Raw genomic sequence first — 19,246 nt, forward strand, 5'->3', positions numbered from 1 at the left:
ACCGTGTTCACGGAGCTGATCGACCTGCTGCGTTGCCCGCAGCCACACGAGGACAGCTGGCTGGTGGCCAGCAGCACGCGCACCGGCGACCGGCACATCCTCGACGGCCGGCTCGGCTGCCCGGTGTGCCGGGCCTCGTACGACATCACCGACGGCGAGGTGCTGTTCTCGTCGGCGCCGGTGCTGCGCAGCGCGATCACGCTGGATGAGGACGCGGCGTTCCGGCTGGCCGCACAGCTCCACCTGCTAGAGGCGCCGCCGCCGATCCTGCTGACGGGTCAGTGGTCGCGCGCGGTGGCCGCACTGCGCCGCATCACACCCACCGTCACGATGTTCGTCGGCGACGCGACCAGCGTGGTGGCGCAGGACGATCGCGTGAGCACGCTGCGCCTGCCGGCGTCCGGGATTCCGCTCGCCGCCGGTGCACTGCGCGGCCTTGCCCTCGACCGGGCCCATGCCGGCGAGGCCTACCTGCCCGACGCCGCCCGCGTCGTCCGCGCCCGGGGGCGTCTCGTCGTGCCCCTCGGCACCCTCCTCGACGCCACGACGTGGCGGACCCTCGCCAGCGACACCGACGTCACCGTCGCCGAGCGGCTCCCGGTGGCGACCGCCCCGGTCACGCTGCGCCGCGCGCCGGCCCATCCGCTCTTCACGCCGTCATGACGCGGGATCATCGACTGCAACTGCTCTGACGCAAAGACGCAAAGGGGACGCAAAGGACGCAGAGAACTGCTTTTTTGGGGGAACTGCGTACGCGCTTCAGCCTCCGAGCTTGCACACGCAGTTCCCAAGACTTCTTTCTTCGCGTTCTTTGCGCCTTTTGCGCCTTTGCGTCAAGCTGTTCTTGTCCGGCTAATCGCCAGATGATGGATCGGCGTAGAGCGCGTCGATCAGCCCGCGGAACTTCTCGTTGATCACGCGGCGCTTGATCTTGAGCGACGGCGTGAGCTCGCCGCCGTCGATGGTGAACTCGCGCTCGAGCAGGGCGATCTTCTTCGGCGCCTCGAACTTCGCCAGCCCCTGCAGCTCACCACGGACCTCGCGGTCCATCTTCTCGATGACCCGCGGGTCCGTGAGCAGCGCGCGGCGGTCGGTGGAGGTGATGCCCTTGTGCGCCGCCCAGCGGAGCAGGGCATCCCAGTCCGGCACCACCAGCATCACCGGGAACTTCCGCTGGTCGCCGAGCATCACCGCCTGGCTCACCATCGCGTTGGTGACCACGCGGTTCTCGATCGGCTGCGGCGCGATGTTCTTGCCGCCGGCGGTCACGATGATGTCCTTCTTGCGGTCGGTGATGCGGAGGAAGCCGTCCTGCATGGTGCCGATGTCGCCGGTGTGGAACCAGCCGTCGCCATCGATCGCCTCGGCCGTCGCCTCGGGGTTGCGGTAGTACCCCTTCATCACGCTCGGGCCGCGGGTGAGGATCTCGCCGTCGGCGGCGATCGCCACCTCGACGCCCGCCACGAGCTCGCCCACCGTGCCGACCCGGATGTTGTCGAGCCGGTTGACCGAGATCACCGGGCTCGTCTCGGTCAGGCCGTAGCCTTCCACCAGCGTGAGGCCGGTGGCGACGAAGAACTTGTTGATCGTCGCCGCCAGTGGCGCGCCGCCGCTGCAGGCCACCCGCAGGCGACCGCCGATGCGTGCCTTGATCTTGCTGAACACCAGCGTCTGCGCCAGCGCGTACTGCCCGGCCAGCACCGGCCCCGGGGCGCGCTTGGCGAGGTAGGCGTCGGCCCACTGGTCGGCCACCCCCAGCGCCCAGTGGAAGATCGCGCGCTTGAGCCCCGAGCCGGCGTTCCCGCCCTCCATGATGCGCGCGTACAACTTCTCGTAGATGCGCGGCACCGAGCTGAGGATCGTGGGGCGCACCTCACCCAGGTTGGCTGCCACCGCGTCGATCGACTCGGCATAGGCGATGGTGCACCCGCCGGCGAACATCATGTAGTGGCCGGCCATCCGCTCGAAGATGTGCGACAGCGGCAGGAAGCTCAGCGCCACGTCGTCGTCCTGCGGCTGCAACACGGGCAGCGACGCGAACACGTTCGAGTAGAGGTTGTCGTGCGTGAGCATCACGCCCTTCGGCAGCCCGGTGGTGCCGGAGGTGTAGATCAGCGTCGCCAGGTCGTCGGGCTGCGTGGCCAGTGCCGCGGCCTGCCACTGCGACGCGCGGTCCGGCGTGTCCACCTGCTCGCCGCGCGCCATCAGGTCCGTCATCGTCAGGTCGCAGCCCTGCGGCGTGGGTGCGCAGAAGCTGATCACGGTCTTCAGCGCCGGCAGGTCGGGGCGGATGCGTGCGATCTTCGCCGCCTGCTCCGGCGTCGAGACGAACAGCACCACCGCGCCGCTGTCGTTCAGGATGTGCACCATCTGCTCGGCCGGCAGCGTGGGGTAGATCGGCACGTCGGCGAGGCCGGCCATGAGGCAGGCGTAGTCGGCGATCGCCCATTCGGGGCGGTTCTCGCTCAGGATCGCCACGCGGTCGCCGCGGGCGAGCCCGAGTTCCTGCAGCGCCAGCGAGGCCCGTCGCACCCGCACCAGCAGGTCGGCATGCGAGATGTCGCGCCACGCGCCGTCAGCCTTGTACCGCAGTGCCGCCGGCTTCGAGAAGGTGGCGACGGCATCGAGGAAGAGACGCGTCAGCGTGCCCGGCTCCGGGCGCGGGGGACCCCGATGCACCACCAGCGTGCCGTGGCGCGCTGCGGTGTCGATTGCGGCGCTGGGAACTGCCATGACCACCCTCCGGGCATCGGGTCCGACGGAGCCTGCGTTCCGGCGAGCCCGGCCGGTGCCGGTTCGCGTCGACCGGAGGCTAGGGCACTGCGCGACCGTTTGCCAGCGCCCCGCCTTGCGAACTAGAAGACCGTCAGCCGGATGGGAAAGGTCAGCGGGCTGCCGGGCACGCTCGCGCCGAGCGCGTTGATGGACGCCTCGAGCAGCACCGAGTCCGTCCCGGTCGCCCCCGTCTTCGGGTACACCTTCACGCGGATCAGTGCCGCGCCGCCGGTCATCAGCGCCGAGGTGGCGTTCCGGCCGTCGGTGCCCACCAGGCGCACCGAGTCGAGCAGGGCTGCAGGAAAGGCCGCCACACGGAAGTGCACCCGCAGCCCGTTCACGGGTGTCGTGTCCCGCAGCACGCGGACGCGCGTGTCCACGAACCGGCTCACGCTGTCGAGCGGCAGTGACACGATCGAGTCGGACGCGCTGGCGGCGCTGCGGGTGAGCGCGGTCGGCGCCGCCACCACGGCGAACGTCTGCGTCTGGCTCTGCAGTCCGCCGGCCTGTGCCACGATCCGCACCGCGGCGGTGACGACCTTGCCGGTGAGGAACAGCCCGTTCACCAACCCGAAGGCCTTCACCGACGTGGTGTCGATGCCGAGGACGCGGAGCTGCGAATCACTCACGGTGCTGCCGTTGCCGCTGAAGGCCCGCACCGGGAGCCGGGCCGGCTGCAGCGTGCCGTCGCGCATCGTGTCGCCCACCACGACCGCCAGTGCGGGCAGCGAGTCGAACTGCAGCGACACCGGCACCTGCGGATCGGTGCTCACCTCGGTGCAGGCCGCGACGGTGACGCAGCCCAGCAGCGCGGCGATCACGCCACGCCGTGCGCCGTTCACGCGAAGTGCTCCGCGAGCAGGTGCGCGAGGTTCGTGTAGGCGAGTGCCGCGGGATCGCTCGGGTTGCGCAGCACCACCGGCACGCCGGCAGCAAAGGCGTCGGCGGCAGCCATCGAGCGGGGGATCGTGAGATCGTACACGAGGTTCGGCGGCAGGTGCTGGCGGATGTACTGCGCGGTGCGCTCGCTGACGGAGTTGCCAGCCTGGTACATGGTCAGCAATACCCCTTCCAGCGCCAGTTGATCATTCGAGCGCAGGGCATCCTGGATGCCGCGGAGCACCTGCGGCGTGGTCTGGACGGCGAGGGGCTCGCACTGCAGCGGCACGATCACGTGCTGGCTGAGGCTGAGCACGGCACGCACGATCCCGCCCAGGCCAGGCGGCGTGTCCACCACGACCACGTGGCAGCGCTCCCGGGCCACGCGCAGGAGCTGGGCGAGCTGCTGCGTCTCGGTGGCGCGGCGGATGTAGTCGTCGTGCTCCACGCCGTCGATCACGCTGCCGACGAGCATCGCCCGCAGCCATGGGAGCTGCGTGGGCAGGATGATGTCGCGCAGCGGGACGTCGCCGCGCAGGTAGTCGGCGAATCCGACCGTCGGGTGGCCCTTCCGCAGGCCGACGCCGTACCGCACCGCCCCCTGCGGATCGACATCCACGATCAACGTCTTCAGCCCGTGGCGCGCGAACGCGGCCGCGAGGTTCACCGCCGTGGTCGTCTTGCCGACCCCGCCCTTCTGGCTGACGACCGCGAGGACGCGGCCGAGCGGCTGTTCAGGCGTCATTCCCGTGACGGAGCCCGTCGGTGCCGGTGGCCTTCAGGCGGTCATCGACCAGGTCCTCCTCGTCGAGCAGCTCCCGCAGCGAGACCAGGCGCACGGGGGTGTCCACCGGGGCCGCCGACTCGCCGGCCTCCGCCACCGGCTCCGCCTCGGCAGGTTCCCCGCGCAGGGTGCGGAGCGTGGCCTGGGCGTGTCCGATCCATCGGGCGCTGTCGCCTCCCGACGGGGCCGCGACGAGGAAGGTCTCGAGGTGCTGGATGGCGGCGTCCACGTCGCCCTTCTTCGAGAGCAGGAAGGCGATGCCGTAGTTGGCGCCCGGGTGGGTGGGCTCCGACTCGAGGATCTTCCGGTAGGCGCGGACCGCCTCGTCCATCCGACCGGACTTGGTGAACACGATCGCCATGTTCAGCAGGATCCGCGGGTCATCCGGGCTCGTCCGTAGCGCGAGCCGATAGGATGTCAGCGCACCGTCGAGGTCGTTCACCTTTTCCAGCGACATTCCTTCGGCGACGAAATCGGGTCGACTCGCACCCAGTTCGCGCGCGGTGGGGTGGCCGCCCAGCAGGCGGGACACTCCGTCGGAGACACGGCGCAAGAACGTCATGGATACATGGAGCGGAGGAAAAAGTCGCAAGGCCACGCCAGGCGCACCTGAAGAGCGGACTCGTGATTCTGCACAAGGTATGCATGCGGTACCGGGTCCTGCAATGTTTTCCCGACAGCAGCGTGACCCGGTTTGGGGTACCTTCGAATGGCCTCCCGGTTTCCGCCCTCGCGCTCCACTGCGGCGCAGGGCGGATCAGTCCGCCCCGCAGAACGAGAACCGTCGTCATGGCGCCCCGCCGCACCTCCGTCGATCCCTCCAAGGGCGTGTTCGAAGTCGAGTGGCAGCTTTTCGGGGAACTCTCGCGGGCCCTCGCCCTGAAGGTCTCGCGCGACTTCGATCCCGAACTCGTGATCGGCATCGCCAACGCCGGCGTGATTCCCGGCGCCACGATCTCGTCGATCCTGGATCGCCCGTTCGCCTCGATGACCGTCAGCCGGCACTACCGGCCCGATGCCCAGGTGCGCGAGACCCCCGCCATCTTCGGCGAGGTCCCGCACGCCGCGCGTGGCAAGCGGGTGCTCCTGGTGGATGAGACCTGCGATTCGGGCGACACCCTGCGCCTGGCCAAGGCCGCGATCGTGAACGCGGGAGCCGAGGCGGTGCGGACGGCGGTGGGCTTCCGCACCGGCGCCTACGCCCCGGATTTCGCCGCGATGACCACCGAGGCGGCGATCGTGCTGCCGTGGGACCGCGAGCTGCTGATCAATGGGGAGCTGGTACTGAACCCGGCCTACACGGCGCTGTTGAACCCCTGACGCGCGCGGGGGGGGGCAGCAGCGCGCGGCGTTTCAAGGGGACCGCTTCAAGGGGACGGAGATCTTGAACCCGAGATCCCCGTCCCCTTGAACGTGAGGCTGTTCAAGATCTCCGTCCCCTTGAACGCGAGATCCCCGTCCCCTTGAACGTCGGGCGGTTCAAGATCTCCGTCCCCTTGAACGGCGCCCGGGAACGACGCTCAGCCCCCGCCGGCGCGCCGCAGCAACTCGGCCTCGTCGATCACCGCGACCCCCAGCGCGCGCGCCTTCTCCAGCTTCGAGCCAGCCTCCTCGCCCGCCACCAGGAACGACGTGTTCTTCGACACGCTGCTCGTCACACGTCCCCCCGCACGCTCCACCACCGCCGTCGCCTCCGTCCGCGAGAGCGTCGGCAACGTGCCGGTGAGCACCACCGTCAACCCGTTCAGCGCCCCGTCGCCCCCATGTTCCTCGGGCTCGGTCACCTGCACCCGCGCCGCCACGAGCTTCCGCACCAGCGCCCGCGCCGCCGGGTCGTCCAGGAACTCGCGCACCGACTGCGCGATCACGTCGCCGATCCCGCGCACCGCCATGATCTCGTCCAGCGCCGCCGCCTGCAGCGCCTCGATGCTGCCGAAACGCCGCGCCAGCAGCTGCGCCGCCACCGCCCCCACGTGCCGGATCCCGAGCGCGTTGAGCAGGCGCGAGAGCGGCTGCGCGCGCGACGCGTCGATGGCCGCCACCAGCTTCTCGGCACTCTTCGCGGCCATCCGCTCCAGTGGCAGGATCTGCTCCGCGGTCAGTGCGTAGAAATCCGCCGCGTCGTGCACCAGCCCCGCCTGCACCATCTGCTCGATGCGCGCGTAGCTCAGCCCACGGATGTCCATCGCGTCCACGCTGGTGAAGTGCACCAGCGACTCGAGCAGGCGCCCCGGGCAGGCCACGTTCGGGCAGTACAGCGCCACCTCGTCCTCGTCGCGACGCACCGCCGTGCCGCATGACGGGCAGGCCGCCGGTGCCACGCACGGCACCGGGGGATCGGACACGCTGCGCTGCTCGGGCACCGGACCGATCACCTGCGGGATCACCTCGCCCGCGCGCCGCACCAGCACCCGGTCGCCCACGCGCAGGTCCTTCGCCGCGATCAGGTCGAAGTTGTGGAGCGTCGCCATCCGGACGGTGGTGCCCCCGATCTCCACCGCCTCCAGCACGGCGTACGGATTCAGTGAACCGGTGCGACCCACGTTCACGCGGATGTCGAGCAGGGTGGTCTCGGCGATGTCGGGCGCGAACTTCCGCGCGATCGCCCAGCGCGGCACGCGGCCGCTCACCTCGCCCAGCTCCTCCTGCAGCGGCAGCGCGTTGACCTTCACCACCGCGCCGTCGATGGCGAAGTCGATCGCGGCGCGCCACTCCGTCTCCACCCGCGCCGCCCACGAATGCACCTCGGCCAGCGTGCGGAGCACCACGCGATGCGGCGCCACCGGCACGCCCCACGCCGCGAGGGCCGTCAGCAGCGCGTCCTGGGTGGCGAAGGGCAGGGCGGCGGCGCCATCGGGATGCACGGCCGCGTATCCGAAGAACCGCAGCGGGCGTCGGGCGGTGATCCGCGGGTCGAGCTGGCGCAGCGCGCCGGCCGCCGCGTTGCGCGGGTTCGCGAACACCGGCTCGCCGTCGCGGATCCGCTCCTCGTTCATGCGCTCGAAGCGACTGAACGGGAAGTACACCTCGCCCCGGATCTCGATGAACGCCGGTGGCGTGTCGGTGTGGAGCCGGAGCGGGATGTCGTGCATCGTGCGCAGGTTCGGCGTCACGTCCTCACCCACCGTGCCGCTGCCCCGCGTTGCCCCGGTCACCAGCAGCCCGTCGCGGTACGTCAGCGACACGGCGGCCCCGTCGATCTTCAGCTCGCAGCTGAAACCCGCAGCGTCCACCGCGTCGCCGGCCAGCTTCCGCACCCGCTCGCCCCACGCCTCGAGCTCGGCATCGTCGAACGCGTTGTCGAGCGACAGCATCGGCACGCGGTGGGCATGCTTCGGCAGCGCCGACTGGGGCTCGGCGCCCACGCGCTGCGTGGGGGAGTCGGGCACGCGCAGCGCCGGGTGCGCCTGCTCGAGGTCCTGCAGCTCGCGGAACAGCAGGTCGTACTCGGCGTCGCTGAGCGTCGGCCGGTCCTGCACGTAGTACTCGTGGCTGGCGCGCGTGAGCTGCGCACGCAGCGCCGCGGCGCGGGTGGCGGCGTCGGTGGCACCGGGAGTGGGTTTCGCCATGGCGGATGCGATCGGCTGAGGTCGTCGGCGAATCTAGCGGCGGCGGCGCACGTATGGTGTCGCGGCGGACGGGCCCGCGCGAGAGGGCACGGAACCTGCCCGACGGTGTACCACGGACAGCAGCACCTGACACTGAATCAGAGGAGAGACTTGCATGATCTACGAAGAGGATGAAGTGACCGAGGACACCGGCGCCGAGATGCAGGAGACAGCGCATGACGAGGGCGCGTCCACCAGCACCGTGGCGCTGGCCGTGCTGGCCGGTGCGGCCATCGGCGCTGCCGTCGCGCTCATGCTGGCGCCGAAGAGCGGCCAGGAAGTGCGCCGCGTGATCCGCAAGCGTGCGCAGGGGCTGCGCGAGACTGCCGGCAACCTGATCGACGACACGAGTGAGGACCTGAGTCGCGAGCTGCGCCGTCGTGGCCGCCAGATCCGCCGTCGCCTGGACCGGATGGCCTGACGGTCGGCGCGGTCAGCGGGTGCGGGCGATGATCTGCTCGCACTGCTGCTTGTAGCGCGCGTCGTTGAACTCCACCACGGGCATGCGCAGCACCGTCTCACAGGTGCTGCGTGCCCGTGGCTTCGATCCTTCGTCGGCGAAGATCGCGGCGAGATCCAGGCGATGCGTGATCCGCCCGGGATCGGCGGCCACCGCCGCCTCCATGTACCGGATGGCCTCGGGCCAGCTCGCCTGGTCGAAGACCTTGCCGCCAAGGAAGTTGCGCGCGGCGAAGCGGGTGAAGCTGCCGAGCCGCATGATCTCCGCATTCCAGACACCGAGCACGTGCAGGGCGCCGGCGTGCTGCGGCTCGATCCGGACGGCCGCCAGTGCCGCACTCCGCACCTCGGCGGCATACCGCACCCGCTCCCGGGCACTCACCGACTGCGCCGTGCGTCCCAGCGCCACCGAGAGCATGAAGTGCCCGTCGGCACCGCCAGCGTTGGCACTCACCGCGCGGCGCGCGTAGCCTTCCGCCTTGCTGAAGTACTCGCTGCGCCGGGCGCCGGTCGCGGCCTCGCCGAGGTCGATCCCTTCGCGGGACGCGCGCCAGAGCAGGTCGTAGCTGGTGGGCGCGGTGGCGAGGGCCGATTCGTAGCGCGCGAGTGCCGCGGCCGGGTTCCGTGCCGCGCGATCGCGCTCCGCGAGCTCGATCACCGCCGCCGCATCCTGCGCGACGGCCCGGACGGGGGACAGGGTCGTGATGACCAGCGCGAGCAGGACGAGTCGGAGCACGGGGCGGGGCATGTGGGATTCCAACAGGGACACGATGGCAGAGAACGTGGACACGCAGCGCAGCAGTACACGGCCGGGCCGGTCATGGTCCGCCGCATGATCCTTCGTGAACTGATCGAGCGCAAGCGAGATGGCGGCCGGCTCACGGACGAGGAACTCTGCGAGGTGGCCGACGCGGCCGCCCGCGGCACCGTGCCGGAGTACCAGCTCGCCGCCCTGCTGATGGCGATCTACTTCCGCGGGCTGGATGCGGCAGAGACGCGTGCACTCACCGCGGCCATGCTCGCCAGCGGCGACGTGCTCCGACGACCAGCCGGCGCGCCCCCGTGGATCGACAAACACTCCACCGGCGGTGTCGGCGACAAGACGTCACTGATCCTCGCCCCGCTGCTGGCCGCGGTGGGCGTGGCCGTGCCGATGATGTCGGGTCGCGGCCTGGGGCACACCGGCGGCACCCTCGACAAGCTCGAAAGCATTCCCGGCTTCCGCACCGACCTCTCGCTGGCCGCCGCCGCCGCACAGCTCGACCGGCTCGGCTGCGCGCTGATCGGGCAGACTGCCGAGATCGCCCCGGCGGACCGTCGCCTCTATGCGTTGCGGGACGCCACCGCGACGGTGGAGTGCGTGCAGCTCATCGCGGCCAGCATCATGAGCAAGAAGCTGGCGGAAGGGCTGACCGGACTGGTGCTGGACGTGAAGACCGGCAGCGGCGCGTTCCTGCCCGATCTCGACCGCGGCCTGGAACTGGCCCGGACGATGATCGCACTCGGCAGCGCTGCCGGCGTGCCGGTGGTGACCCTGGTGACCGCCATGGACCGGCCGCTGGGCGCCGCCTGCGGCAACGCGCTCGAGGTGGTGGAGTGCATCGACGTGCTGCGGGGGGGCGGGCCGGAAGACCTCTGGACGGTGACCGAGGCGCTGGCGATCGAGATGCTGCGGCTGGCGCGGCCGACGCTGACCGTCGACGCGGCGCGCGTCACGCTGCGGGCCGCGATCGACGATGGCTCGGCGCTGGCCCGGTTCCGCGAGATCGTGGAGGCCCAGGGAGGCGATGTCTCGTGCATCGACGACCCGTCGCGGCTGCCGGTCGCACCCTGCATCGGGGTGGTGCCGGCACTCCGCGATGGTGTGGTGCACGCCATTCCGCCGCGGCCGGTTGGGCACGCGATCATCGCGCTGGGTGGCGGCCGGACCAGGACGGATGACGTCGTGGATCCGTCGGTCGGGATCGTCTTCAGGGTGCGGGTGGGTGACCGGGTGACGGCCGGCGCGCCGCTGGCGACCGTGCATGCCGCCACACCGTCGGCGCTGGAGGCGGCCGTGGCCCGGGTGCAGGACATCGTGGTGCTGGGTGATGGGCCGCCCGCCGGGATCCTGCCCTGGGTGAGCCACCGCGTGACCGCTGCCGGCGTGGAGCGGCTCGCGTAGCGGACGGCCCCGCCCCTAGCCCGCGCCAGCTGGTCCGGCGATCTTTCGCGCGCCCGCCCGACACCCCTCGGGCGCGGTGCTCCTGACGACTCACCCGCCTCATTCATGCTCAAGCTTCAGGCCTTTGCGGCCCTGGGTGTCGCCGTGCTCGCCGCGGCGTTCTACTTCGGCTTCTATTTCGCCGTGATGACGCCGGTGACGCCGACCACGGCCGGCCTCGACGTCGGATCGTCGAACATCTCGCGCCTGGCCGTCGGCGTGATCTTCGCGGCCATCATCGCCGTCGGCATCGCGTTCTTCCGCCAGCTCTGGAACGGCGCCAAGCACCACAAGCACTAGCCGAATGTGCCGCACGCGCTGGCTGGCGACCGCCGGCGCGTGCCTCTGTTCCGCCATGCTCGGCGCCCAGGCCGCGCCACGGGTCGTGGATGGCGTGACGGCAGTGCGGCGCGCCGACTCGCTCTGGCAGGCCGCTGCCGCCCGCGGCACGCGCGCCGATTCCGGCACGCCGGGGCCCCGGCACTGGGTGCAGGGCGCCCGTTATGTCCTGCAGGTCGAGCTCGCGGCGGGGATGCGGTCCGTGCGTGGGGCCGGGCTCCTGCGCTACCGCAACAGTTCCCCCGACACACTCGACCGGATCGCGCTGATGCTGGCGCAGAACCTGTTCCGCGCCGGCGCGCCGCACAACGAGCCCGTCCCGGTCACCGGGGGCATGGTGTTCGACAGCCTGTGTGTGGCGCGGCTCACCCGTGCCCCCGCCGCGCGCCTCTGCGGCGCGGCGGGAGGGGCGTCGGTGACCCCCGACCTGCGCGTGGAGCACACCGTGGCCTGGCTCACGCTGCCGGCGCCGCTCGCACCCGGCGACTCGGTGGATCTCCGCGGCCGCTGGCACTTCACGCTGCCCCCCGAAACCGCGCCGCGCATGGGCACCGACGGGCAGGTGGCGCTGATCGCATACTGGTATCCCCAGTTCGCGGTCTACGACGACGTCGCCGGGTGGGCTGCCGACCCGTACCTGGCCGCCGGCGAGTTCTACATGGATCCCGCCGACTACGACGTGCGGATCACCGCGCCCGCCGGCTACCTGGTGGCCGCGACCGGCACGCTGCAGAACCCGGCCGAGGTGCTGGCGCCGGCGGTCCGGGAGCGGCTGCAGCGGGCGGCGCGCAGCTTCACGACGGTGCGGGTGGTGACCGACAGCCTGCGGACGGCGCGGGGGGCGACGCCCGCCGGCGCGCCGCTGACGTGGCGCTTCACCGCGGCCGGTGTGCGCGACTTCGCCTTCTACGCCTCACGCGAGGTGGTGTGGGACGCCATGGCCGCGCTGGTGCCGCGGGGCGGCACTGACACCGGCGTGGACACGGTGCTGGTCCATGCGTTCTACCGGCCGTCGGTGAAGGGCTGGCGTCGCGCCGCCGACTACGGCCGCCAGAGCATCGAGCTCTTCTCGCGCACGCTCTGGCGGTACCCGTGGCCCCAGATGACGCTGGTGGAGGGGATCGTCGACGGCGGCATGGAATACCCCATGCTGACGGCCGTGTCGGTGAGCAACGATCCGCGCGAGCTGCTGGCCACGCTCGCGCACGAGATCGGCCACATGTGGTTCCCGATGCAGGTCGGGAGCAACGAGCGCCGCTTCGCCTGGATGGACGAGGGCGTCGCGAGCTGGCTCGAGCGCAGCCTGCTGCGGGCCAGCACCGGGCACGACGACGACGATGACGGCCTGCCCGACCTGTACCGCACCGTCACGCGGATGCGCGGCGAGCAGTCGATGCTGGTGCACGCCGATCACTACAGCGGACCGCTGACGTACACGGCGGCGAGTTACGACAAGCTGGTGGTTGTGTTCCGTGCTTTCGCGGCGGAGTACGGTGACAGTGCGCTGGCGCAGGGGCTGCGGCGCTACGGGCGCGCCTGGACGGGCCGGCACCCCTATCCGTCGGACTTCACGCGCATGGTGTTCGCTGCGGCCGGGACGGGGCGGGAGGCCTTCGTGCGCGAATGGGTGGCCGGCACCGGGTACTTCGACGCGCGCATCGAGGACGTGACGCGCGCCCGCGACACGCTGACGGTGTCGGTGCGGGTGGACGGTGGCGCGCTGCTCTCGGTGCCGGTGGCGGTGACGCACGCCGACGGCCGCACCGAGGTGCACACCATCCCGGCGGCCGACTTCCGCCGGAATCCGCTGCAGGTGCTCCGCATCGGTGGTGCCCGCTCGGTGAGTGCGGTGATCCTCGATCCGGCACGCACCCGTCCCGACATCGACACCTCGAACCAGCGCTGGGCCCCTTGACCGCGGCGCCACCGCGCGCGCACCGCTCCTGACACTCCACCTCGCGCGACACCGTCGCGACCACCGCCGGGGAAGCCATGCACCTGCCGTTCCGGATCACCGCCGTCACCGCGACGCGGCTCACCGCCCTCGCACTGCTGGTGACGGCGCTCGCGCCGCCGCTCGCGGCGCAGCGTGCGGCGCGCCCTCGCAGCACCACGCCACCGGGATGGCGCCTGGCCTGGCACGACGAGTTCGCCGGCACCACGGTCGACACCACGAAATGGGGCTTCGATCTCGGCAACGGGTTCACGGGCGACAACGGCGTGTACGTGGCCGGCTGGGGCAACGACGAGCTGCAGTGCTACACCAGCGACCCGAAGAACGTGTTCGTGTCCGGTGGCTCCCTTCACCTGCGCGCGCGGCGTGGTGGCGCCGAAGGTTGTGCCTTCACCTCGGCCAGGCTGCGCACGCGACGGCGTGACGGGAGCGCGCTGTTCGCCGCGACGTATGGCCGGTTCGAGTTCAGGGCGCGGCTGCCGGTGGGCCAGGGCATCTGGCCGGCACTCTGGATGTTGCCGCATGACACGAAGTACGGCACCTGGGCCGCGAACGGCGAGATCGACATCATGGAGGCACGCGGGCAGACGCCCTCGACCGTGCTCGGCACGCTGCACTACGGTGCGCGCTGGCCGAAGAACGTGCACACGGGGATGGACTACGTGCTGCCGCGCGGCGGCACGATCGCCGACTTCCACGTGTACGCGCTGGAGTGGGAGCCGGGGCGCATCCGCTGGCTGGTGGATGGGGTGGCGTACCAGGAGCAGCGGTTCTGGTGGAGCAGCGCGGCGATGGCGGATGGCCAGGGCGTGATGCCCGCGGGTGAGTCCGACCTGCACCCCTGGCCGGCGCCGTTCGACCGCCCGTTCCACCTGCTGATGAACCTGGCCGTGGGCGGCCGGTTCCTCGGCAATCCGGATGCGACCACCCCGTTCCCGGCCACGATGGAGGTGGACTGGGTGCGCGTCTTCGAGCGGCGCGGTGGCGCGGGGGCGCTCTCGCCTCGTGGTGCCGGTCTCCTGCCGTGGGCGCAGCCGTCGCGCTGAGGGTGACTCGGCGGAAACCGTCTAAAGCGCAGACATTCGGTTAGTCGTGTGCGGGTCTCGCGGCTGACGCTGCCGGCGATCCCCCTCTGGCGCTTTTGTGAGGGGTTTTCCTGTTTCGCAGGGGAGTGGTCCGACGCGGCGTCCGCGGCTAACTGTCAATCTTAGTTGACGCTTGAAGATGTCACGAAGCCTTGACACCAGCGGGAGCGGGCGCAGAATAGGACTGTGGTTCCGGACTTGTGTTGTCGCGAGGACAACGCCGGAGACGGGAACACTCTGCATGGCTAGCCGAGCCATGGTCCCCCTACGTGCGGGTAAGCACGGAAGTTGTTGCTCCGGGAGATTCGTTATGGCAGATAACGATCCGAATCGCGTCTGGCCGTCAGGCCTGACGACGAGGGAAGCTGAGGAGTTGCACGACGGTCTGAAGCAGGGCACCCGCATTTTCGGTGCGATTGCGATTGTGGCACACATCCTCGCGTTCATTCAAACTCCCTGGCTCAAGTAGAGGGCTACCGTCATGAACGAAGGAAAAATCTGGACCGTCGTGAAGCCGAGCACGGGTGTGCCGCTGTTCCTGGGCACGGTCGTCGTGATGGTCTTCGCGGTTCACTATGCGATCCTGTCGCACACGACCTGGTTCGCGTCCTACTGGCAGGGTGGTGCCAAGGCTCCGGTGACGGCTTCGGCACCGGCGATCGAAACCGCTCCGGCAGCTGCAACGCCGACGTCGGCTGCACCGGCAACGCCTGCGCCGTAATGGTCTTGCCGAAAGGCAAGGCGTCATAGGGGCCGGGATCTTCGATCCCGGCCCCTACGTCGCTTCCGCCCTTCCGCTTTCCGGCATCGGGGTCAGTTTTTCGGCATGAATCGGATCTCCCGCAAGGTTCTCAGCGCCTGGGCGTCACAGGGATCGCGGCTGCTCCCGTTTGCGGATGTGGCGACGCCGGACCTGCCGCTGGCGCGCCTGCTCCGGCTCTCGCTGTTCCAGATCTCGGTCGGCATGGCTTCCGTGCTCCTGGTGGGCACGCTCAACCGGGTGATGATCGTCGAGCTGAGGGTCCCGGCGTCGATCGTCGCGATCATGATCTCGCTGCCGCTGCTGGCCGCCCCGTTCCGTGCCCTCATCGGCTTCCGTTCCGACACGCACACCTCTGCCCTGGGGTGGCGTCGTGTGCCGTACATCTGGAACGGCACGATGCTCCAGTTCGGCGGCTTCGCGATCATGCCGTTCGCGATCCTGGTGGTGTCGGGACGCAACGCGGTCGGTGCGCCAGACTGGATCGGCCAGGTCGGTGCGGGCCTCGCGTTCCTCCTCGTCGGTGCCGGACTGCACACGGTGCAGACGGCGGGACTGGCGTTGGCCACGGACCTGGTCGCCGAGGACTCGCAGCCGCGGGTCGTGGGGCTGATGTACGTCATGCTGCTGGTCGGGATGATCGCGAGTGCGATCGTGTTCGGGTGGCTGCTCACCGATTTCTCGCCCGGGCGGCTGATCCAGGTGGTGCAGGGCGCGGCGGTGGCGACGATCATCCTGAACGTCATCGCGATGTGGAAGCAGGAAGCGCGTGACCCGAACAAGACGCGCGAAGGGCGGGTGGAGCCGTCGTTCGCCGAGTCGTGGTCCAGCTTCATCGCCGGTGACGGCGCGATTCGCCGCCTGATCGCGGTGGGCATCGGCACGATGGCCTTCAGCATGCAGGACGTGCTGCTGGAGCCGTACGGCGGGCAGGTGTTGGGCCTGACGGTGGCGAACACCACGCGGCTCACGGCCACGCTCTCCTCGGGTGGCCTGCTGGGGTTCCTGCTGGCGTCCCGTCTGCTCGGGCGTGGCGGTGATCCGTTCCGCATGTCGTGCAGTGGCGCATTGGCGGGGATTCCCGGCTTCGCGTTCGTGATCATGGCGGCGCCGATGCACTCGGGGCTGCTGTTCTTTGCCGGCACCTTCCTGATCGGGTTCGGCGGTGGGCTGCTGAGCCACGGCACGCTGACGGCGACGATGCAGAATGCGCCGGAGGCGCAGCGCGGGCTGGCGCTCGGTGCGTGGGGGGCGGTGCAGGCCTCGGCGGCGGGGCTTGCGGTGGCGTTCGGGGGCGTGGCGCGCGACGTGATGAACGGGTTGCAGTCGCGGTCGGTGTTGGGCTTCAGCCTGGATGGCCCCGCCACCGCCTACACCTTCGTCTACAGCCTCGAGATCGTGCTGCTGGTGGTGGCACTGGTGGCGATGGCGCCGTTGATCCGCCGCGCACCCCACGCGGTCACGGCCTGACCGGTCACGCGCCGGTCATTCGCCGGGCGTGATGCGTTCGTCGCGGCCCGGCGACGCCACGTCGCGCAGCAGGCCCTGCTGCTCGCGCAACGAGCGCCATTCGGCATCGAGCGCGGCGCGCGCCACGCGCAGGGCTTCACGCTCCCGCTCCACCTCGCGCTGGGCCTCGTAGAGCTCGGCCACGCGGGCGCGCAATTCCTGCAGCGACAGCAGCTCGAGTGCGGCGGGCGAGGGCAGGGCGCTGGCGCGGCGCTCGATCGGGCGTGGTGCGGCGGCGATGTCGGGCAGGGAGATCGATGCGGCGTCTGCGGGGCGGCGCGCGTCGGTCATCGTGCTGCACTCCGTGGGGATCGTGGTGTCGCGCGCATCGACACGTGCTGGGCGCGAGCCGGTATCACGGCGGGCAGTCGGCACTGCATCGAGCCGACGGGTGCATCGGGGAAAGGTAGGGTTGATACGGCGTCGTGACGAGGTCGATCCGACCGGCCGCCCGCACTCATCCGTTTGCCGGATCTCGTCGCATCCCACCGATCGCGACAACGGTCCGAGGGGCAGGCACCGGTGCGTGTGCCTGCCCCTCGGACCGTGTGCGACCCTGCCAGCGGCTCAGACGTCGAGCGCGGTGACGAAGCGGGCGTTGGCCTCGATGAACTCGCGGCGCGGCTCGACGGCGTCGCCCATCAGGGTCTGGAAGATCTGGTCCGCCATCACCGCGTCGTCCATGCCGACACGGAGGATGGTGCGGCGCTCGGGGTCCATGGTGGTGGTCCAGAGCTGCTCGGGGTTCATCTCGCCGAGCCCCTTGTAGCGCTGGACGTAGACGTTCTTGCGCGCGTCGCCGCCGCTGAGGCGCTCGGTGTACGTCTCGCGCTCCAGCTCATCGTAGGCGTAGTACTCCTCCTTGCCCCGCGCGACGCGGTACAGCGGCGGCTGCGCGATGTAGATGTAGCCGGCGTCGATCAGCTCGGGCATCTGGCGGAAGAAGAACGTGAGCAGCAGGGTGCGGATGTGGGCGCCGTCCACGTCGGCGTCCGTCATGATGATGATCTTGTGGTATCGCGTCTTGCCGAGGTCGAAGTCGTCCTTGATGCCGCAGCCGAGGGCGGTGATGATGGTGCGGATTTCCTCGTTGCTGAGCACCTTGTCGATGCGGGCCTTCTCGACGTTGATGATCTTGCCGCGGAGCGGGAGGATGGCCTGGTTCTGGCGCTCGCGGCCCTGCTTGGCGGAGCCGCCAGCGGAGTCACCCTCCACCAGGTAGAGCTCGCAGAGGGACGGCTCGGAGAGGGAGCAGTCGGCGAGCTTGCCCGGCAGGTTGCCGATGTCGAGGGCGTTCTTCTTGCGGGTGAGGTCGCGCGCCTTGCGGGCCGCCTCTCGGGCGCGGGCGGCGCTGACCGCCTTCTCGATGATGATGTTGCCGATCTTCGGGTGCTCGTCGAGGAACGTGGCGAGGTGCTCGTTGACCACGCTGCGGACGATGCCCTCGACACTCGGGTTGCCGAGCTTGGTCTTGGTCTGCCCCTCGAACTGCGGCTCGCGGACCTTCACCGAGAGCACGCAGGCGAGGCCCTCGCGCACGTCGTCGCCGGTGAGCTTGATGCCGTCCTTGTCCTTCTTCGACAGGCTCGAGCGCTCGATGTACTTGTTGACGACGGAGGTGAGCGCACTCTTGAACCCGGTGAGGTGCGTGCCGCCCTCGTGGGTGTTGATGTTGTTGACGAAGGAGAACGTGGTGTCGGCGTAGCCGTCGTTGTACTGCATCGCCAGCTCGATCGCGACGTCGTCGCGCTCGGTGTCGATGTAGACGACCTCGGAGTGCAGCGCCTTGCGCTGGTTGTTGAGGAACTCGACCATCTCGCGCAGGCCGTTGACGGCGAGGAAGGTCTCGCTCTTCTCCCGGTCGTCGCGCTCGTCGGTGAGGACGATGGTGACGCCCTTGTTCAGGTACGACAGCTCCCGCATGCGGCTGGCGAGGATGCCGTAGTCGAAGATCGTCTCGGTGAAGATCTGGTGGTCGGGCTTGAACCACACCGTCGTGCCCGTCTCCTTCTTCGGCACGTCGCGCGTCTGGCGGAGCTTGGTGATGGTCTTGCCGCGCGAGAAGTCGATGTAGTGCTCCTTGCCGTCGCGCTTCACCCAGACCTTCAGCGACTCGGAGAGCGCGTTCACGCAGCTCACCCCGACGCCGTGCAGGCCACCCGAGACCTTGTAGCTGTTCTTGTCGAACTTGCCACCCGCGTGCAGCACCGTGAGTGCGAGCTCGACGGCCGGGATGCCGGCCTTGGTGTTGTTCTCGACCGGGATGCCGCGCCCGTTGTCGACCACCGTGATCGAGTCGTCCTTGTGGATCGTCACGCTGACCAGGTTGGCGTACCCGGCGAGCGCCTCGTCGATGGAGTTGTCCACCACCTCGTAGACGAGGTGATGCAGGCCGCGTGAGCCGGTGGACCCGATGTACATGCCGGGACGCATCCGGACGGCCTCGAGGCCCTCGAGTGCCTGGATGTCGTCGCCGCCGTAGTCACCACGATTGCCGTTCACGTCTGCCATGCTGCTCCCTTCGCTGCGGGTCTGACGGCCGACCGTACAAATTCCGAATGGAATGGTGGTCGGTAGCTGATGGAAGATAGCCGGTGGATGCGGGAAACGCAATCCGGCCCATCCTGCCTAACTCGTTTCATGGTAACGCTTTACGGCATATCCCACGAGACGGCCACGGTACCGCCACGGCACCGCCATGTCGTGATCCTGTGCCGGTGCTGGCTCGACGCGTCGGCGATCTGCGGCGCTCACCGACCGCCGACGGCCTCCGCCGGCCCGCCGAACCCGGGCCGCCGCCTCAACTCTCCCGGAATGGGGGACGATCCTCCAGAGGACAATGGAGCGCGTCCGCCCTCGACCCACGCCGGTGTTTTCCCCGATCTCCACCC

18 protein-coding genes are annotated in these 19,246 nt (G+C 70.0%); 10 read left to right on the plus strand and 8 right to left on the minus strand.

Features of this window, described 5'->3' with window-relative positions:
• Window positions 1–3: 3 nt before the first annotated feature.
• Window positions 4–663 (plus strand): hypothetical protein, encoded by a 660-nt coding sequence (locus tag IT355_00075; protein ID MCC7051626.1) that lies wholly within the window; start codon window positions 4–6, stop codon window positions 661–663.
• 189 nt (window positions 664–852) lie between these two features.
• On the opposite strand, the gene IT355_00080 is transcribed toward IT355_00075, so the two are convergent.
• The 4 genes from IT355_00080 to IT355_00095 all read right to left on the minus strand — a co-directional run bounded on the left by IT355_00080 (window position 853) and on the right by IT355_00095 (window position 5,000).
• The gene (locus tag IT355_00080) at window positions 853–2,733 is read right to left on the minus strand and encodes a long-chain fatty acid--CoA ligase (GenBank protein MCC7051627.1); all 1,881 of its coding nucleotides are present in this window, start codon (window positions 2,731–2,733) and stop codon (window positions 853–855) included.
• A gap of 122 nt (window positions 2,734–2,855) precedes the next feature.
• Window positions 2,856–3,617 (minus strand): hypothetical protein, encoded by a 762-nt coding sequence (locus IT355_00085; GenBank protein MCC7051628.1) that lies wholly within the window; start codon window positions 3,615–3,617, stop codon window positions 2,856–2,858.
• Window positions 3,614–4,399, minus strand: a complete 786-nt coding sequence (locus tag IT355_00090; GenBank protein MCC7051629.1) for a ParA family protein — start codon at window positions 4,397–4,399, stop codon at window positions 3,614–3,616. Before IT355_00090 ends, IT355_00085 begins: the two co-directional genes overlap by 4 nt.
• On the minus strand, window positions 4,389–5,000 hold the full coding sequence (locus IT355_00095) for a tetratricopeptide repeat protein (protein MCC7051630.1): 612 nt from the start codon (window positions 4,998–5,000) through the stop codon (window positions 4,389–4,391). The genes IT355_00090 and IT355_00095 overlap by 11 nt, the downstream gene beginning before the upstream one ends.
• 227 nt (window positions 5,001–5,227) lie before the next feature.
• On the opposite strand from IT355_00095, the gene IT355_00100 reads away from it, so the two are divergent.
• A complete protein-coding gene (locus IT355_00100) occupies window positions 5,228–5,758 on the plus strand; it encodes a hypothetical protein (GenBank protein ID MCC7051631.1) in 531 nt (176 codons plus the stop codon).
• Between the two features lie 200 nt (window positions 5,759–5,958).
• Here the strand turns inward: IT355_00100 and ligA are convergent, their stop codons facing one another.
• The gene (ligA, locus tag IT355_00105; GenBank protein MCC7051632.1) at window positions 5,959–8,007 is read right to left on the minus strand and encodes an NAD-dependent DNA ligase LigA; all 2,049 of its coding nucleotides are present in this window, start codon (window positions 8,005–8,007) and stop codon (window positions 5,959–5,961) included.
• Between the two features lie 154 nt (window positions 8,008–8,161).
• Here ligA and IT355_00110 point away from each other — a divergent pair, with 154 nt between their 5' ends.
• Window positions 8,162–8,467 carry a YtxH domain-containing protein gene (locus IT355_00110; protein ID MCC7051633.1) on the plus strand — a complete coding sequence of 102 codons (306 nt, stop codon included), beginning with the start codon at window positions 8,162–8,164 and terminating at the stop codon, window positions 8,465–8,467.
• Window positions 8,468–8,479: 12 nt separating this feature from the next.
• Here IT355_00110 and IT355_00115 read toward each other — a convergent pair whose 3' ends face one another.
• Entirely contained in the window at window positions 8,480–9,253 is a 774-nt protein-coding gene (locus IT355_00115) for a hypothetical protein (protein MCC7051634.1), read from the minus strand.
• A gap of 84 nt (window positions 9,254–9,337) precedes the next feature.
• Here IT355_00115 and IT355_00120 point away from each other — a divergent pair, with 84 nt between their 5' ends.
• The 7 genes from IT355_00120 to IT355_00150 all read left to right on the plus strand — a co-directional run bounded on the left by IT355_00120 (window position 9,338) and on the right by IT355_00150 (window position 16,316).
• Window positions 9,338–10,669, plus strand: coding sequence for a thymidine phosphorylase (locus IT355_00120; protein ID MCC7051635.1), 1,332 nt, complete (start codon window positions 9,338–9,340; stop codon window positions 10,667–10,669).
• A gap of 105 nt (window positions 10,670–10,774) precedes the next feature.
• A complete protein-coding gene (locus IT355_00125) occupies window positions 10,775–11,008 on the plus strand; it encodes a hypothetical protein (GenBank protein MCC7051636.1) in 234 nt (77 codons plus the stop codon).
• Between the two features lie 4 nt (window positions 11,009–11,012).
• Window positions 11,013–12,962 (plus strand): M1 family metallopeptidase, encoded by a 1,950-nt coding sequence (locus IT355_00130; GenBank protein MCC7051637.1) that lies wholly within the window; start codon window positions 11,013–11,015, stop codon window positions 12,960–12,962.
• A gap of 77 nt (window positions 12,963–13,039) precedes the next feature.
• Entirely contained in the window at window positions 13,040–14,047 is a 1,008-nt protein-coding gene (locus tag IT355_00135) for a glycoside hydrolase family 16 protein (protein ID MCC7051638.1), read from the plus strand.
• A gap of 349 nt (window positions 14,048–14,396) precedes the next feature.
• Window positions 14,397–14,555, plus strand: coding sequence for a light-harvesting protein (locus IT355_00140; protein ID MCC7051639.1), 159 nt, complete (start codon window positions 14,397–14,399; stop codon window positions 14,553–14,555).
• Window positions 14,556–14,594: 39 nt separating this feature from the next.
• Window positions 14,595–14,807 carry a light-harvesting protein gene (locus IT355_00145; protein MCC7051640.1) on the plus strand — a complete coding sequence of 71 codons (213 nt, stop codon included), beginning with the start codon at window positions 14,595–14,597 and terminating at the stop codon, window positions 14,805–14,807.
• A gap of 105 nt (window positions 14,808–14,912) precedes the next feature.
• Window positions 14,913–16,316 carry a PucC family protein gene (locus IT355_00150; GenBank protein MCC7051641.1) on the plus strand — a complete coding sequence of 468 codons (1,404 nt, stop codon included), beginning with the start codon at window positions 14,913–14,915 and terminating at the stop codon, window positions 16,314–16,316.
• Between the two features lie 15 nt (window positions 16,317–16,331).
• Here the strand turns inward: IT355_00150 and IT355_00155 are convergent, their stop codons facing one another.
• Together IT355_00155 and gyrB are read right to left on the minus strand one after the other, a co-directional pair.
• A complete protein-coding gene (locus tag IT355_00155; protein ID MCC7051642.1) occupies window positions 16,332–16,646 on the minus strand; it encodes a hypothetical protein in 315 nt (104 codons plus the stop codon).
• A 276-nt stretch (window positions 16,647–16,922) separates the two neighbouring features.
• Window positions 16,923–18,866 (minus strand): DNA topoisomerase (ATP-hydrolyzing) subunit B, encoded by a 1,944-nt coding sequence (gene gyrB / locus IT355_00160; GenBank protein MCC7051643.1) that lies wholly within the window; start codon window positions 18,864–18,866, stop codon window positions 16,923–16,925.
• Between the last annotated feature and the right edge of the window lie 380 nt (window positions 18,867–19,246).

This window comes from Gemmatimonadaceae bacterium, assembly GCA_020851035.1.
Lineage (GTDB): Bacteria > Gemmatimonadota > Gemmatimonadetes > Gemmatimonadales > Gemmatimonadaceae > JACMLX01.